Genomic DNA, 15,415 nt, shown 5'->3' on the forward strand with positions numbered 1-15,415 from the left:
AAAGGCCGCGATGACGCGGCCTTTTTCAATTCAACGAGGAAAGCTCACTTCTTGCGCGGAACCTTCGGAACCGTGCTGCCCTTCTTCGGGGCGTCGCGAACCTCGGGCTCGGCCTGCGGGACCGTCTTGGCGCGAGTCTTGGGCGCCGCCTTGGTCTTCAGCTCGCCGTCGCCCTGGTCGTCGGCGTCGGGATGGACGACCTCGGCTTCCGGCTTCGGCTTGATCGGCGCCGTATCCGGGATGGCCTCCAGCACGATGCCGGGCTTGCCGTCTTCCTTCGGGCCGACCGTGACGTTGACGACGCCGCCCTTCTTCAGCTTGCCGAAGAGGATTTCGTTGGCAAGCGGCTTCTTGATGGTGTCCTGGATCACGCGGGCCAGCGGGCGGGCGCCCATCTTCTCGTCGTAACCCTTTTCCGACAGCCAGGCGATCGCGTCCTCATGCAGGTCGAAGGTGACGTTCCTTTCGGAAAGCTGGGCCTCCAACTGCATGATGAACTTCTGCACGACCTTGTGAATGACGGCCGTCGGGAGTGCCGCGAAAGGAATGATCGCGTCGAGACGGTTGCGGAACTCCGGTGTGAACAGGCGGGTCAGCGCCTCCTCATCCTCGCCGGTGCGCTTAGACGAGCCAAAGCCGATCGCCGCCTTGGCCATTTCGGACGCGCCCGCATTCGTCGTCATGATCAGGATGACGTTGCGGAAGTCGATCTTCTTGCCGTTATGGTCGGTCAGCGTGCCGTGGTCCATGACCTGCAGCAGGATATTGTAGATGTCGGGATGCGCCTTCTCGATTTCATCGAGCAGGACCACGCAATGCGGGTGCTGGTCGACGCCATCGGTCAACAGACCGCCCTGGTCGAAGCCGACATAGCCGGGAGGTGCGCCGAGCAGGCGCGACACCGTGTGCCGCTCCATATATTCCGACATGTCGAAGCGCAGAAGCTCGACGCCGAGGGACGATGCCAGCTGCTTTGCCACCTCGGTCTTGCCGACGCCGGTCGGACCGGAGAAGACATAGGCGCCGATCGGCTTGTTCGGCTCGCGAAGGCCGGCACGCGCCAGCTTGATCGAGGTCGAAAGCGCTTCGATGGCGATATCCTGGCCATAGACGACCGAGCGCAGTTCCTGCTCGAGATTGGCAAGCACCGCTTCGTCATCCTTGGAGACGGTCTTCGGCGGAATGCGCGCCATCGTGGCGACCGTCGCCTCGATCTCCTTTTCGGTGATCAGCTTGCGGCGCTTCGAGGGCGGGAGCAGCATCTGGGCAGCACCCGTCTCGTCGATCACGTCGATCGCCTTGTCCGGCAGCTTGCGGTCGGAGATATAGCGGGCCGAGAGTTCGACGGCCGACTTGATGGCATCGTTGGAATAACGCAGGTGGTGATATTCTTCGAAATAGGGCTTGAGGCCCTTCATGATCTCGATCGCATCATCGATCGACGGTTCGCTGACGTCGATCTTCTGGAATCGGCGAACCAGCGCCCGGTCCTTTTCGAAGAACTGGCGATACTCCTTGTAGGTGGTCGACCCGATGCACCGGATCGCGCCCGACGACAGGGCCGGCTTCAAGAGGTTCGATGCATCCATCGCGCCGCCCGAGGTGGCACCGGCGCCGATCACCGTGTGGATCTCGTCGATGAACAGCACGGCGCCCGGATATTCCTCCAGTTCCTTGACGACCTGCTTCAGGCGCTCCTCGAAATCGCCGCGGTAGCGCGTGCCGGCAAGCAGCGTGCCCATGTCGAGCGAGAAGATCGTCGCATCGGCGAGCGCTTCGGGAACCTTGCCTTCGACGATGCGCTTGGCAAGGCCCTCGGCGATCGCCGTCTTGCCGACGCCGGGATCGCCGACATAGAGCGGATTGTTCTTCGAACGGCGGCACAGGATCTGGATGGTGCGGCTCACCTCGGCGTGACGGCCGATCAGCGGGTCGATCTTGCCGCCCTTGGCCTTCTCGTTGAGGTTGACGCAATAGGCCTTGAGCGCATCCTGCTGCTTCTTCGGGCCGCCCTCTTCCTCGCCGCCGCGCGCCGTCGGCTTGCTGCTCTCGGCTTCCTCCTCGGCGCCGCGCGGGGGCCGCGCTTCCGAAGCACCCGGGCGCTTGCCGATGCCGTGGGAGATATAGTTGACGGCGTCGTAGCGGGTCATCTCCTGCTCCTGCAGGAAGTAAGCGGCATGGCTTTCGCGCTCGGCAAAGATCGCGACGAGCACGTTGGCGCCGGTCACTTCCTCGCGGCCGGACGATTGCACATGGATCACGGCGCGCTGGATGACACGCTGGAAGCCGGATGTCGGCTTTGAATCCTCGTCATATCCAGTGATCAGATTGGAGAGTTCGTTATCGACATATTCGACGAGCGTCTTGCGCAGCGCGTCGAGATCGACATTGCAGGCGCCCATGACCGCGGCCGCATCGGCATCGTCGATCAGGGCGAGCAGCAGATGCTCGAGCGTCGCATATTCGTGGTGCCGCTCGTTGGCAAAGGTCAGTGCCTGATGGAGCGCCTTCTCTAAACTAGGCGAAAATGTTGGCACGTTCAGATCCTCACTTCTTTTCCATGACGCATTGCAGCGGATGCTGGTGCTGCCGGGCGAAGTCCATCACCTGGCTGACCTTCGTTTCCGCCACCTCGTATGTGAATATTCCGCATTCGCCGACGCCGTGGTTATGGACATGGAGCATGATGCGGGTGGCACTTTCACGATCCTTTTGAAAAAAACGCTCCAGAATATGGATGACGAATTCCATGGGCGTGTAGTCGTCATTCAAAAGCAGCACGCGGTAGAGATTTGGCTTCTTGGTCTTCGGCTTGGTGCGTGTGATGACCGAGGTTCGATTTCCGTTCTCCCCGTTCCTATCGCTGTCGTTCTGCATCCGGATCGGCTTTGCGATCATTGTCATTCATTCCTCAAGCAATCCGGCGGAGCATGGGAGGGTGCTTTTCCCGCCGAATATCTGAAACACTAACTTAGTTCATAATAGGCCGATTTTAAGCCCCCTGTCAGTCACTGCAATCAAGAAATGGCCGGCATGCACGGGAAAGACCAAAAAAGTCCCCGGCCAATCCCACGGAGGTACTGCAGCATAAAGTGGAAACAAAAAGACCGGCTACAGATGCGTAGCCGGTCCATAATTTTCAATATGTAGCGCAGGTTGCGCCGTCGCAATCAATTCATGCAGCGGCTGGTGTGGAAGGCTGCGCCTGCCGGCTGGTCTTGGCGACGGCAGCGGCGATCGGCGCTTCATAGGGCTTGTAAGCGGATTTGGCGAGATCGGCATACATCTCGCTGAGCTTCGTCGTCTCGGAAACGAGACCTTCGAAATAGGACTTGACGTAGTTGGTCTGAAGTTCGAAAGCCGCCTCGAAGCTCTTGACGCCAGCCAGCGTTTCGAAATGCGTCACCGCGTCCTGAAAGGATTTCTTCGAATAATCCGCAGCTTCGGCAGCGATCGCCTGAAAGCCCCTGGTCGTATCCGAATAGGTTCTCAGCGCCGTATCAACCGCTTCCTTGCTCTTCTTGTTTGCGTCGTCAAAGTTGAACATGACCGTCCTCCGTTGGGCTGTGGGATGGCGGCAGGGTAGCTGCAACGCACAAATAGTCAAGTAGTCTTGTGCATTGCAAAACACCCACCGGTTGTGCGACAATAATAAAACAAAGGATGCGCGCCGGGGCACGTACGTCTTTAACTGTTTTTGCTAATATATATCAGATAAACGCAACCTGAAGCTTCAAACAAATTTTGAACCGAAGCCCAGAAAACAAAAAAGACCGAACGGATCGCGCCGTTCGGTCCCTTGGAAAGCGTTCGAGCGGATTAGAGATCGACGTCGAGGATCGCCATCGAAAAGTTGTAGGAGCGGTCGCCGTCCTCGTCATCGATATAGACGACGCCCAGAAATTCTTCGCCGAGATAGACTTCTGCAGAATCATTCTTGCGCGGACGCGCCTTGACGACGATCTGCGGATTGAGCATGCGTTTGAAATAGGCGTCGAGCTTCTTGATTTCTTCAGGCTTCACTCTGTATCTCCGTAAACGGTCTTGATTGACCGCTTCTTGCACAGGAAAAGCAGCGGTGTAAAGGCAAGGTTGCCAGTTGGCAATTTTCGTCCCCGCCGACCTTTCCCAATCCTTCCGGCAGCCGATCAGATATCGGCGCCGATCACCTGGTCCATGTTGCGCGACGGCTCGGAACAACCTGCTTCGCCGACGACCTTGGCCGGTACGCCGGCGACCGTCTTCTTCGGCGGCACCGCTTTCAAGACGACGGAACCGGCGGCGATGCGTGAGCAGTAGCCGATCTCGATATTGCCGAGGATCTTTGCGCCGGCGCCGATCATGACGCCGCTGCCGATCTTCGGATGGCGGTCGGCGCCCTCTTTGCCGGTACCGCCGAGCGTGACGTTATGCAGGATCGAGACGTTATCGCCGATCACAGCCGTCTCGCCGACGACGAGGCCGGTGGCGTGATCGAGGAAGATGCCTTTGCCGATCCGGGCGGCCGGATTGATGTCGGTTTGGAAGACGCTAGAAGAACGGCTCTGCAGATAGAGCGCGAAATCTCGCCGGCCGCGGTTCAGCAGCCAATGGGCGAGACGGTGTGTCTGCAGCGCGTGGAAGCCCTTGAAATAGAGCACGGCTTCCATGAACCGCAGGCAGGCGGGATCGCGATCGTAGATGGCTTGGATGTCGACGCGCAGAATGGAACTCCATTCCGGCCAATCGGAGAGCATTTCCTCGAAGGTCTGGCGAAGCAGGTTCGCCTGCATGTCGGGGTGATCGAGACGTTCGCAGATGCGATGGATGACGCATTCCTCGAGCGAATGGTAGTTGATCACTGTCGAGTAGAGGAAGGCGGCGAGAACCGGGTCCCGTTCGGCGGCGAGCCGGGCTTCCTCGCGCAGGCTGTCCCAGATGGGATCCATCACCTTTAGCGGATGGCCTGTCTCAAAAGCACGAATATCAGTCTTGGCGACCATGGCCGCTCTCCTCGTTGCCAACAGGAATGCCGTTTTCGGAACGCCAATATATAGTGGAAAACGCCAATAACATAAATGGGTGCCGTCGCCATGGTTTTTTAGCATGGGTTTTCGGCATCATGATGATGTCACCCACCAATGTCACCCGCTGGCGACTTTCGCGTAGAAGGCCAGCACCGCCTGCTTGAAAACCTTGTCGCCGACGGCGAGCATGTGATCACGGCCCGGAATATCCAGCGCTTCGGCTCCAGGCATCAGCGCCGCCAACGCCTGCGGCGAGCCGGCGATATCGTCTTTTGTGCCGACGCCGATCAGCGTCGGCATGTCGAGCCTTCCCATATCCGTGCGGGCAACGAGATCGCGCGAGCCGCGGATGCAGAGGGCAAGGGCGACGCGATCGCTCTTAGTCTGTTCGGCGAAGGCGCGGAACATGCGGCCGCGGTCATGCGTGACGTCCTCGAGCGAGGGAGCAAGCAGCGCATTGGCGATCGGATCCCAGTCGCCGACGCCGTCGGTCATGCCGATGCCGAGACCGCCGAGCACCAGCGAGCGGACCCGATGCGGATTGGCAAGGGCGGCAAAGACCGAAATGCGCGCGCCCATCGAATAACCCATGACATTGGCTTCCGGGATGCCGAGATGATCCAGAAGCGCGATCGCATCGCCGGCCATCACCCATGGACGATAGGCTTCGGCATCGTGCGGCTTGTCGCTTGCGCCGTGGCCACGATTGTCGATGGCGATCACCCGGTAGCCGGCATCGCCCAGCGTCTTCAGCCAGCCGGGGTGCACCCAGTTGACGTTTGCGGTCGAAGCAAATCCGTGGATCAACAAGACGGGCACACCGGCCGGATCGCCCTCATCGAAGAAGGCGAGCTTCAATCCGTCATGGGTGAAGCTTGAAAATGCAGGCGTGTTCAGGTTCATCGCGTCTTCCTTCAGGGCCTTTTCCGCGCGACCATAATCGAGCCGCCATTCATCGTGAAGCCAGAAACTGTGCCTAAAAACAGTACCCACCGCGGCGCTTTGGCTCTACACATTTGCGGCGAAGGCTTATAAGGTCCGCGCAGATTTCAAGCATTCGGAGAGCGACATGGCCGGCCACAACATTCCCCACTTCCAGAACGACGGCGGTCACCGGGTTATCGAAGTCGGCGTCAAGGAATTCATGTGCACCGGCGCTTCGGCCCCGTTCGACCATCCGCATATCTTCATCGACATGGGCGACGACAACGAGAAGGTCTGTTCCTACTGTTCGACGCTCTATCGCTTCAATTCCGCGCTCAAGCCGAGCCAGACCAATCCGGCCGGCTGCGTTTTCCACGTGAAGGCGGCGTAACCCGTCCAGATTTCGGATCGGACGGATAATGCCGGTCGAACATGCCGCCATCATCGGCGCCGGGATATCGGGGCTGACCGCTGCGCTATCGCTTTCGCGTCGGGGCATCAGCTCCGACATCTTCGAGCAGGCGGGTGAACTCACCGAGGTCGGCGCCGGCTTGCAGGTTTCGCCCAACGCCTCGCGCATTCTTGCCGAACTTGGTATCCTTGACGGGCTGTCAAAGGTCTGGCTCGAGCCGGAAACGATCCGGCTGATCTCGGGCAGTTCGCTGCGCCAGCTGGCAGCCGTGCCTGCAGGCACATTCGCACGGCAGCGCTGGGGCGCTCCCTATGGCGTCCTACATCGCAGCACATTGCAGAAAACCCTTTTGGCCGCGGTCGAGGCCGATCCGCTCTGCCGGCTTCACCTTGGTATCAGGATGGAATCGGCGCTGCCGGATTTCGAGCGGGACGCCGATGCCGTCATCGGCGCCGACGGCGTCTGGTCGAAGCTGCGGCAATTGGTTCCGGGCAGCCCCTCGCCGCGGTTTTCCGGCAATATCGCCTACCGCTTCACCATTGCCGAAACCGAAGCGCCCGGCTTCCTCGACCGACAAAGCGTATGCGCTTTCCTCGGCGGCTCGGCACATCTCGTCTGCTACCCTTTGAGGGAGACTGCCAGCTTCAACATGGTGGCGATAACCGCCGGCAATAGCGCGCCGCAGGCCTGGCAAAGCGAGCCGACGGCCGAGCAGCGCGCAGAACTCAGGAAACGCTTTTCGGGCTGGAACGCCGCGATCGTCTCGCTGTTCGACCAACGCCGGAAGCTGACGTTCTGGCCGCTGTTCGAAACCTCCGCCGGTGCGTGGCAGGACGGCCGCAAGACAGTACTGATCGGCGATGCCGCGCATGCGATGATGCCCTTTGCCGCACAGGGCGCGGCCATGGCGATCGAAGACGCCTACGAACTTGCCGCGTTTCTTTCCAATCGTCCGGCGGCGGAAGCTATAAAGCTCTTTGAAAGCCATCGGGCGCCACGCATCGCGAAACTTCGCCAGCGCGGCGCCTTCAACCGGTTCGCCTATCATGCGAAGGGGCCAATCCGGATCGGCCGCGATCTCGTGCTCGGCCTCAAGCCGCCGCAAAGCCTGGCGGCGGACCTCGACTGGATTTACGGGTACCGGGCTCTGCGTCTGCCATAAAGCACAGCGTGTCAGACAGCGCTTGCGGCGGCAAAACCCCTTTCGATATCGGCCTTGAGGTCAACCACATCCTCGATGCCGATCTGCAGGCGGATGACAGCACCATCCGTCGGAGCCTTGGCGACCGTGCGGTCGTTGAGATAGGCGTGCAATGCGAGGCTTTCAAAGCCACCCCAGGAATAGCCGAGACCGAAGATCCGGAGCGCGTCGAGAAAGGCATGCGCCTTTGCCCTGGATTTTTCCGGGCCATCGGCGGCGAGCACGAAGGAAAAGATGCCGCTGGCGCCTTTGAAATCGCGCTTCCATAGATAATGAGAGGGGAAACTCGGCAAGGCCGGATGCAACACGCGGGCGACGTCCTCCCTGCCCTCCAGCCATTGCGCGATATCAAGCGCGCTTTCATAATGCCGCTCCAGACGCAGGCCCATGGTGCGCAATCCGCGCAGGATCTGGTAAGCGTCATCGGGCGCGCCGCAGATGCCGAGCACACCGTTTGCTTCCTTCAGCCGCTCCCAGTGCTCGGCATTGGCCGACACGGTCCCAAGCAGGATATCGGAATGGCCTGAGGGATATTTCGTGGATGCGTGGATCGAGATATCGACGCCGTGATCGAGCGGTTTGAAATAGAGCGGCGTCGCCCAGGTATTGTCCATCATGACAACGGCGCCGTGGCGGTGCGCCACCGCCGAGATCGCCGGGATATCCTGCATCTCGAAGGTGTTGGAGCCGGGAGCCTCGGTGTGGACGACCCTGGTGTGCGGTCGGAAGAGCGTCTCTATGCCGGCGCCGATCGACGGGTCGTAATATTCGACCTCGACGCCAAGACGCTTCAACATCGTGTCGCAGAAATGGCGCGTCGGGCCGTAGACCGAATCGACGACGAGCGCATGGTCGCCGGCGGCGACGAAACCCAGAAACGGAATGGTCACGGCTGCAAGGCCCGAGGGGACGAGGATCGTGCCGGCCGAGCCTTCGAGTGCGTCGATTGCCTCGCAGAGCGCATCCGTCGTCGGCGTACCGCGCGTTCCATAGGTGTATTTCTGCGAGCGTGTCTCCATCGTGCGCGCATTCGGAAACAGCACCGTCGAGGCATGCACGACTGGCGGATTGACGAAGCCGTGATAGTCGAAAGGGTCGTTGCCGATATGCGTCAGGCGGGTGTTGATGCCGGCATTCTGCAGCAAGCTGTCTTTTTCTTTCATGTCGGAAATAGCCTTTGGCGAGGGGCGCAAAACCAGACTTTTGGACGCCCCGCCGTTTCCGGTCAACCCCTTGACCGTGGGTTGGCGACAACGCTTGGACATGATGGAATTTCCGAATTTCGCGTTATTTTTCCGCAATCGGACGCCTATTTCATAGCCAACCGCCCTCGAATGCGGCGCAATCAACCAAAATTCTGAATTTTGCCGCAATTATTGATGGTGACACTTGACCATGGTGACATTTGCGACTGTGATAGGGCACTCGCGCCGGGAGGGTGTCGAGACATTGGGGGCGGCAGGTTTTTCCGCCGGAACTTCCCCACAAGAAAATATAAGACAACGGAAAAGGTTGGGAAAAAATGAAGAACAAGCTTCTGTCCGCCGCACTCGGCGCAGCAGTTTTCGCTCTTGGCACCTCGGCTGCCTCGGCCACCACTCTCGGAGACGTCAAAGCGAAGGGTTTCGTGCAATGCGGCGTCAATACCGGCCTTCTCGGTTTCGCGCAGCCTGATGCATCCGGCAATTGGGCCGGCTTCGACGTCGATTTCTGCAAGGCCGTCGCTTCGGCCGTCCTCGGCGATCCGACCAAAGTCAAATATACGCCACTGTCGGCGAAAGATCGTTTCCCGGCACTGCAGTCCGGCGAAATCGACATTCTGTCGCGTAACACCACCTGGTCGATCAACCGCGATACCGCACTCGGCTTCAACTTCCGCCCGGTCACCTATTACGACGGTCAGGGCTTCATGGTTCGCAAGAGCCTGAACGTGAAGTCGGCGCTGGAACTATCAGGTGCGGCCATCTGCGTGCAGTCGGGCACGACCACCGAACTGAACCTCGCCGACTATTTCAAGGCGAACAACCTTCAGTACAATCCGGTGGTTTTCGAAAAGCTCGAAGAAGTCAACGCCGCCTATGATTCCGGCCGTTGCGACGTCTATACCACCGACCAGTCCGGCCTCTATTCGCTGCGCCTGACGCTGAAGAACCCCGACGAGCACATGGTCCTTCCGGAGATCATCTCCAAGGAGCCGCTCGGCCCGGCTGTGCGCCAGGGCGACGACCAGTGGTTCGACATCGTTTCCTGGACGGCCTATGCGCTTGTTAACGCCGAAGAATTCGGCATCACCCAGGCGAATGTCGACGAGATGAAGAACTCGCCGAACCCCGATATCAAGCGCTTCCTCGGCAGCGAGGCCGATACCAAGATTGGCACCGACCTCGGCCTGACCAACGACTGGGCTTACAACATCATCAAGAACGTCGGCAATTACGGCGAAGTCTTTGAGCGCAATATCGGCCAGGGCAGCCCGCTGAAGATCGCACGCGGCCTCAACGCTCTCTGGAGCAAGGGCGGCATCCAGTACGCTCCGCCGGTTCGCTGATCGCGCACCGCTTGAAAAGCAGGGAAAGGCGGTAAAACGCCTTTCCTCTTCCAAAAAAGAAAAGCCCAAAAACGGGCTCACAGGGGATTGGCGCGGCATGACGCAAGAGGCATCTGTACCTTTGCATGCGACCGGCTGGAGTTTGAGCTCCGCCATGTACGACCCGAGAATTCGGGGTATTTTCTTCCAAATCCTAACCGTCGTGGTGCTTGTCGTGGCGATCACATGGATCGCGCACAATACGGCAGTAAACCTTGCCCGCAGCAATACGGCATCGGGTTTTGCCTTCCTGCGCGGACGCGCCGGTTTCGAGATCGGCCAGTCGCTGATCGGCTATTCGAGCGACAGCACCTATGGACGCGCCCTGCTCGTCGGCATCCTGAACACGATCCAGGTCGCCATCACCGGCATCATCACCGCGACGATCATCGGCTTCGTCATCGGCATCGGCCGGCTGTCGCGCAACTGGCTGATCGCCAAGCTCTGCACCGTCTATGTCGAAGTATTCCGCAACATCCCGCCGCTGCTCGTCATCTTCTTCTGGTATTCCGGCGTTCTTGCCGTGTTGCCGCAGCCGCGTGAATCGCTGCATCTGCCGCTCAACATGTTCCTCAACAATCGCGGGCTCGCCTTCCCGAAGCCGATCTTCGAGACCGGCATGTGGGTTGTCGGCATCGCGTTTTTGATCGGGATCGTCGCAACCGTCCTGATGACGAAATGGGCGCACAAGCGGCAGGCGGCAACAGGCAAGCAGTTCCATACGATCTGGGCGGCGATCGGCCTGATCGTCGGGCTGCCGATTCTCGCCTTCCTGCTAAGCGGCCTGCCCATGTCATTCGACATGCCGGTTGCCGGCAAGTTCAACCTGACCGGCGGCAGCGTCATCGGTCCGGAGTTCATGTCGCTCTTCCTGGCCCTCTCCTTCTACACCGCAGCCTTCATCGCCGAGATCGTACGCAGCGGCATTCGCGGCGTGGCGAAGGGCCAGTCGGAAGCGGCAGGCGCGCTCGGGCTGCATCCATCGAGCATCACGCGCCTCGTCGTGGTGCCGCAGGCCCTGCGCATCATCATTCCGCCACTGACCAGCCAGTATCTGAACCTGACGAAGAATTCGTCGCTGGCGATCGCCATCGGTTTCGCCGATTACTTCGCCGTCAGCGGCACGATCCTCAACCAGACCGGTCAGGCCGTCGAGCTCATGTTCCTGGTGGTCGTCGCCTATCTGCTGCTCAGCGTCGTGACCTCGGTCTTCATGAACTGGTTCAACGCCAAAATGGCCCTGGTGGAGCGATAAGATGTCGGTATCGAACCAATCCTTCGTCAGAACCGCCATGCTGGCACCCGAACCGGCTCCCCCCGGCGAAAGGGGCGCCCTCGCCTGGGTCCGCAAGAACCTGCTTGCGACACCCAAGGATATAGTGATGACGGTGCTTGCACTCGCCGTTCTCGCCTGGGTACTGCCGCATATGATCAACTGGCTGTTCGTCCAGGCCGTCTGGAGCGGCCCGGACCGGACATTCTGCGCGACAACCGTGCAGGGCGGCATCCAGCCGGATGGCTGGAGTGGCGCCTGCTGGGCCTTCGTCAACGCCAAGATGGATCAGTTCGTCTATGGCCGTTATCCGCTCTCCGAGCGCTGGCGCCCGACGATCGTCGGCATCCTGTTCATCGTCCTGTTGGTGCCGATGCTGATCCCCCGCGCCCCGCGCAAGGGGCTGAACGCCATCTTGCTGTTCATCGCATTGCCGCTTCTGTCCATCTGGCTGCTCTGCGGCGGTTTCGGGCTTGAGCCGGTCGAGACCTCGCTCTGGGGCGGCCTGATGGTGACGCTGGTACTCTCCTTCGTCGGCATCGCCGTATCGCTTCCCTTCGGCGTCATCCTGGCACTTGGGCGGCGCTCGCATATGCCGATCATCCGCACCGTCTGCATCGGCTTCATCGAGATCGTCCGCGGCATTCCGCTGATCGCCGTGCTGTTTATGGCAAGCGTCATGCTGCCGCTCTTCCTGCCCACCGGCTGGAATGTCGACAAACTGCTCAGGGCGCTGATCGGCGTTGCGATTTTCACCTCGGCCTATATGGCGGAGGTTATCCGCGGCGGTCTGCAGGCGATCCCGAAGGGTCAGTTTGAGGGTGCCGATTCGCTCGGCCTCGGCTATTGGCAGAAGATGCGGCTCATCATCCTGCCGCAGGCGATCAAGCTGGTCATACCGAGCATCGTCAACACCTTCATCGGTACGTTCAAGGACACATCGCTGGTCTCGATCATCGGCATGTTCGATCTGCTCGGCATCGTCCGCCTGAATTTCAGCGACGCTTACTGGGCCAGCGCCGTCACGCCGCTGACCGGCCTGATCTTTGCCGGCTTCGCCTTCTGGCTTTTCTGCTTCGGCATGTCGCGCTATTCAGCATTCATTGAACGCCATCTCGATACCGGCCACAAACGATAAGAATGAGGGAAAACAATCATGGCTGAAGCTCCAGCTAAAAAGCTCACCGTTTCCGCAACGGAAGTGGCGGTCGATATCATCAACATGAACAAGTGGTACGGCGATTTTCACGTGCTGCGCGATATCAACCTTAAGGTCATGCGCGGCGAGCGCATCGTCATCGCCGGCCCGTCGGGTTCCGGCAAGTCGACGATGATCCGCTGCATCAACCGCCTGGAAGAGCATCAGAAGGGCCGCATTATCGTCGACGGCACCGAACTCACCAACGACCTGAAGAAGATCGACGAGGTCAGGCGCGAAGTCGGCATGGTGTTCCAGCACTTCAACCTCTTCCCCCACCTGACGATCCTCGAAAATTGCACGCTGGCGCCGATCTGGGTGCGCAAGATGCCGAAGAAGCAGGCGGAAGAAATCGCCATGCATTTCCTCAAGCGCGTCAAGATCCCCGAGCAGGCCAACAAATATCCGGGACAGCTTTCCGGCGGCCAGCAGCAGCGCGTGGCGATCGCCAGGTCGCTATGCATGAACCCGAAGATCATGCTGTTCGACGAGCCGACCTCGGCGCTCGATCCCGAGATGATCAAGGAAGTGCTCGACACCATGGTGGGCCTTGCCGAGGAAGGCATGACCATGCTGTGCGTCACCCATGAAATGGGCTTTGCCCGCCAGGTCGCCAACCGCGTCATCTTCATGGATCAGGGCCAGATCGTCGAGCAGAATTCCCCGGCCGAGTTCTTTGACAATCCGCAGCACGAACGCACCAAGCTGTTCCTCAGCCAGATCCTGCATTAGGCAGATCCTGCATAAGGCTGGGGAACCGAGCAATTTGAAAGACCCGCCGTGCCTTCCGGTTCGGCGGGTCTTTCACGTTCAGCGCGAGGCTGACGCCTGCAGCAGGCTGCAGAGACCGGCAAGGCCGGAATCAGAACCACCTGAGGCCGAGCCGCCAGGCGATGAGATATCAACGCAACGGACAAGCATCTTGCGTTGCTCATTGACCGGCCTCGACCGGAAGTCATCCAGGATGCGGGCCTGCGATGCGCTGAGATTACCGTCTGCCGCGGATTTGTTGCTGCCCCCTGCCCCGCCGATGGCGAGATTGGCATCGATGCCGCTGCCGCGTCTGACCGAGGCCGTGGCATCGGTATCAAGCCCACTGGAGCCGCCGATGCGTGCATTGAGATCGGCATCAACGCCCCGGCCGCCGCCGGCATTGGCGGTCGCATTGGCGTTGACGCCGCTCGAACTGCCGACGGAAGCATTGGCATCGGCGCTGATGCCACTGCCGCCGCCAAGCGACGCCCCGACATCGGCGCTGGCGGCATTGCCGGCATTTACCGATACGCCGACATCGATCGCGTGTGCATCGCTTGCCGGCACGGCAAGCAGGGCGCAGGTGGATGCAAGCACCGCCAGGGATAGTCCATTGTGATTATGGGTCATGTTTTTCCTCCGTTTCCATTCGCCAAGCGATCTGCCCGGCAATCGAAAATCGAGGAACGCGCGTGCCTTCGATCGTCTGGACGCCTGCAACCTGCGGGACATCCATGGCAAGGCAACGTGAAGGGATGACGAATGTTTCACAACACAGCGGGGCAAGTCGGCTCTGTGGCGTACAATGATCTTTCACGGTTACTGAAATACGAATTGCCAACCCGACTGTGCCGAAAGCGAGCATGTCTTGCATCGGCCGGAGTGCCGGCCGAGTATTTCCTTCCCGGCCGCGTCAGCAATCTTCACAGCGGGCAAGAAAAGCGCAGATCTCGATGCGCCTGGACGGCGATTGATCCATTCGCAGCGTTTTGCGGGTCGCCTGCACCTTGCCTTGAAACTGGATTTTCCATCATCGATTGAGATAGGCAAAAATAACTCCCCTCCGTCTGGATATATCAGGCAGGAAGTCCATGTTTCAGCATGTTCTCATCTAATGGAACTGGAGGTTCAAGAATGGGCATTTTCGACAAGATCAAACATGCAATCTTCGGAGAAGCGAAAGCAGCCGAACCCGTTGCATCAGGCGCGCCGAAGACGCAACCCGCCCAGGCGCCCGTCTCGCCGCCGGCAGCGCCCAGTGCCGCACCTGCCGCCTCTCCCGCTCAAAGCAAGCCGGCCGCGGCACCGTCCACAGCAAATGTCGATATCGTCCCGATCCTCGACGCGGCCGTGAAAAAGAGCGGCCAGAAACTCGATTGGCGCCACTCGATCGTGGATTTGATGAAAGCGGTCGGAATGGATGCGAGCATGGCCGAGCGCAAAGAGCTCGCCTCTGAACTCGGCTATACCGGCGACATCGGTGATTCCGCCAAGATGAATATGTGGCTGCACAAGGCACTGATGAAACGCCTGTCGGAAAATGGCGGCAAAGTACCGGCCGATCTCCTGGATTGATCGAAGAGCCCGGCGCTTCGCGATCGAGGCTCATCTGTCACGGAGCGCCGGCAATCCAGTCCATGCGCCGCTCAGACCGCAGGCCACAAGTCCCCTTGCCCGCAGGCATTGGAACCAATAACGTTCCGCTCGATTACTTCGATAATCGATCAGGGGAGAACTAAATCCAATGAAATTGATGGCAGTCGTTGGCGTTGCGCTTAGCTTGGGCTGTATTTCGGCCGCGGAGTCTCCTTCAAACTATCAATCCTACAGCGGCATCCGGGTCGATACCGATCCGGTCCTCCTGGCTCGATACGACAAATCGCTCCGGTGGTGCGTGCCGGAGGCGGGTTCCTGGCGACGCGGCTCGCCGGATCCGCAAAGCCTGCATTACAACGCGGCGCTGAGAAACTGCCTCTACAGACACGGCTTCGTCGATAGAGGCGTCTACGCCTACCCGATCCCCGAGATCTACTTCGAGCATTTCCTCGATCGCTAAGAAGA

General features: G+C 59.9%; 16 protein-coding genes. 8 read left to right on the forward strand and 8 right to left on the reverse strand.

Going from position 1 to position 15,415, the window contains the following annotated elements:
• Positions 1–44: 44 nt before the first annotated feature.
• From clpA to FHX03_RS11090, 6 genes are all read right to left on the reverse strand, one after another.
• Positions 45–2,537: an ATP-dependent Clp protease ATP-binding subunit ClpA gene (clpA, locus tag FHX03_RS11065; RefSeq protein WP_012557540.1), complete on the reverse strand. Its 2,493-nt coding sequence runs from the start codon at positions 2,535–2,537 to the stop codon at positions 45–47.
• 10 nt (positions 2,538–2,547) lie between these two features.
• Positions 2,548–2,898, reverse strand: a complete 351-nt coding sequence (clpS, locus tag FHX03_RS11070) for an ATP-dependent Clp protease adapter ClpS (RefSeq protein WP_003586692.1) — start codon at positions 2,896–2,898, stop codon at positions 2,548–2,550.
• 277 nt (positions 2,899–3,175) lie between these two features.
• On the reverse strand, positions 3,176–3,547 hold the full coding sequence (locus FHX03_RS11075; protein WP_097625351.1) for a phasin family protein: 372 nt from the start codon (positions 3,545–3,547) through the stop codon (positions 3,176–3,178).
• Positions 3,548–3,819: 272 nt separating this feature from the next.
• Positions 3,820–4,023, reverse strand: a complete 204-nt coding sequence (locus FHX03_RS11080; protein ID WP_037094675.1) for a DUF3126 family protein — start codon at positions 4,021–4,023, stop codon at positions 3,820–3,822.
• A 125-nt stretch (positions 4,024–4,148) separates the two neighbouring features.
• The gene (cysE, locus tag FHX03_RS11085) at positions 4,149–4,982 is read right to left on the reverse strand and encodes a serine O-acetyltransferase (RefSeq protein WP_012557537.1); all 834 of its coding nucleotides are present in this window, start codon (positions 4,980–4,982) and stop codon (positions 4,149–4,151) included.
• A gap of 141 nt (positions 4,983–5,123) precedes the next feature.
• The gene (locus FHX03_RS11090; RefSeq protein WP_183853625.1) at positions 5,124–5,909 is read right to left on the reverse strand and encodes an alpha/beta fold hydrolase; all 786 of its coding nucleotides are present in this window, start codon (positions 5,907–5,909) and stop codon (positions 5,124–5,126) included.
• A 166-nt stretch (positions 5,910–6,075) separates the two neighbouring features.
• On the opposite strand from FHX03_RS11090, the gene FHX03_RS11095 reads away from it, so the two are divergent.
• Both FHX03_RS11095 and FHX03_RS11100 read left to right on the forward strand, forming a co-directional pair.
• Entirely contained in the window at positions 6,076–6,321 is a 246-nt protein-coding gene (locus FHX03_RS11095; RefSeq protein WP_003539274.1) for a zinc-finger domain-containing protein, read from the forward strand.
• Positions 6,322–6,349: 28 nt separating this feature from the next.
• Positions 6,350–7,504 carry an FAD-dependent monooxygenase gene (locus tag FHX03_RS11100; RefSeq protein ID WP_183853626.1) on the forward strand — a complete coding sequence of 385 codons (1,155 nt, stop codon included), beginning with the start codon at positions 6,350–6,352 and terminating at the stop codon, positions 7,502–7,504.
• An 11-nt stretch (positions 7,505–7,515) separates the two neighbouring features.
• Here the strand turns inward: FHX03_RS11100 and FHX03_RS11105 are convergent, their stop codons facing one another.
• Positions 7,516–8,706, reverse strand: a complete 1,191-nt coding sequence (locus tag FHX03_RS11105; protein WP_183853628.1) for a cystathionine beta-lyase — start codon at positions 8,704–8,706, stop codon at positions 7,516–7,518.
• Between the two features lie 359 nt (positions 8,707–9,065).
• Between FHX03_RS11105 and FHX03_RS11110 the strand changes: the two genes are divergently transcribed.
• From FHX03_RS11110 to FHX03_RS11125, 4 genes are all read left to right on the forward strand, one after another.
• Positions 9,066–10,091, forward strand: a complete 1,026-nt coding sequence (locus FHX03_RS11110; protein ID WP_097625348.1) for an amino acid ABC transporter substrate-binding protein — start codon at positions 9,066–9,068, stop codon at positions 10,089–10,091.
• 97 nt (positions 10,092–10,188) lie between these two features.
• Positions 10,189–11,385 (forward strand): amino acid ABC transporter permease, encoded by a 1,197-nt coding sequence (locus FHX03_RS11115; protein WP_183853630.1) that lies wholly within the window; start codon positions 10,189–10,191, stop codon positions 11,383–11,385.
• 1 nt (position 11,386) lies between these two features.
• Positions 11,387–12,541 carry an amino acid ABC transporter permease gene (locus tag FHX03_RS11120; protein WP_183853632.1) on the forward strand — a complete coding sequence of 385 codons (1,155 nt, stop codon included), beginning with the start codon at positions 11,387–11,389 and terminating at the stop codon, positions 12,539–12,541.
• 18 nt (positions 12,542–12,559) lie between these two features.
• Positions 12,560–13,333, forward strand: coding sequence for an amino acid ABC transporter ATP-binding protein (locus tag FHX03_RS11125; protein WP_097625345.1), 774 nt, complete (start codon positions 12,560–12,562; stop codon positions 13,331–13,333).
• Between the two features lie 78 nt (positions 13,334–13,411).
• Here the strand turns inward: FHX03_RS11125 and FHX03_RS11130 are convergent, their stop codons facing one another.
• On the reverse strand, positions 13,412–13,984 hold the full coding sequence (locus FHX03_RS11130) for a hypothetical protein (RefSeq protein WP_183853633.1): 573 nt from the start codon (positions 13,982–13,984) through the stop codon (positions 13,412–13,414).
• 504 nt (positions 13,985–14,488) lie between these two features.
• On the opposite strand from FHX03_RS11130, the gene FHX03_RS11135 reads away from it, so the two are divergent.
• Entirely contained in the window at positions 14,489–14,929 is a 441-nt protein-coding gene (locus tag FHX03_RS11135; protein ID WP_097625343.1) for a DUF3597 domain-containing protein, read from the forward strand.
• 169 nt (positions 14,930–15,098) lie between these two features.
• On the forward strand, positions 15,099–15,410 hold the full coding sequence (locus FHX03_RS11140; protein WP_097625342.1) for a hypothetical protein: 312 nt from the start codon (positions 15,099–15,101) through the stop codon (positions 15,408–15,410).
• Positions 15,411–15,415 lie beyond the last annotated feature (5 nt).

Origin of the sequence: Rhizobium sp. BK456, from assembly GCF_014194045.1 — a bacterium.
Taxonomy (GTDB): Bacteria; Pseudomonadota; Alphaproteobacteria; order Rhizobiales; family Rhizobiaceae; genus Rhizobium; species Rhizobium redzepovicii.

Bases quoted from the DNA above. Each gene is read 5' to 3' on its own strand.
- FHX03_RS11125 (WP_097625345.1), top strand. From the start codon at position 12,560: ATGGCTGAAGCTCCAGCTAAAAAGCTCACCGTTTCCGCAACGGAAGTG.
- FHX03_RS11100 (WP_183853626.1), top strand. From the start codon at position 6,350: ATGCCGGTCGAACATGCCGCCATCATCGGCGCCGGGATATCGGGGCTG.
- FHX03_RS11135 (WP_097625343.1), top strand. From the start codon at position 14,489: ATGGGCATTTTCGACAAGATCAAACATGCAATCTTCGGAGAAGCGAAA.
- FHX03_RS11115 (WP_183853630.1), top strand. From the start codon at position 10,189: ATGACGCAAGAGGCATCTGTACCTTTGCATGCGACCGGCTGGAGTTTG.
- FHX03_RS11090 (WP_183853625.1), bottom strand. From the start codon at position 5,909: ATGAACCTGAACACGCCTGCATTTTCAAGCTTCACCCATGACGGATTG.
- FHX03_RS11095 (WP_003539274.1), top strand. From the start codon at position 6,076: ATGGCCGGCCACAACATTCCCCACTTCCAGAACGACGGCGGTCACCGG.
- cysE (WP_012557537.1), bottom strand. From the start codon at position 4,982: ATGGTCGCCAAGACTGATATTCGTGCTTTTGAGACAGGCCATCCGCTA.
- clpS (WP_003586692.1), bottom strand. From the start codon at position 2,898: ATGATCGCAAAGCCGATCCGGATGCAGAACGACAGCGATAGGAACGGG.
- FHX03_RS11075 (WP_097625351.1), bottom strand. From the start codon at position 3,547: ATGTTCAACTTTGACGACGCAAACAAGAAGAGCAAGGAAGCGGTTGAT.
- FHX03_RS11105 (WP_183853628.1), bottom strand. From the start codon at position 8,706: ATGAAAGAAAAAGACAGCTTGCTGCAGAATGCCGGCATCAACACCCGC.
- FHX03_RS11110 (WP_097625348.1), top strand. From the start codon at position 9,066: ATGAAGAACAAGCTTCTGTCCGCCGCACTCGGCGCAGCAGTTTTCGCT.
- FHX03_RS11130 (WP_183853633.1), bottom strand. From the start codon at position 13,984: ATGACCCATAATCACAATGGACTATCCCTGGCGGTGCTTGCATCCACC.
- FHX03_RS11120 (WP_183853632.1), top strand. From the start codon at position 11,387: ATGTCGGTATCGAACCAATCCTTCGTCAGAACCGCCATGCTGGCACCC.
- FHX03_RS11140 (WP_097625342.1), top strand. From the start codon at position 15,099: ATGAAATTGATGGCAGTCGTTGGCGTTGCGCTTAGCTTGGGCTGTATT.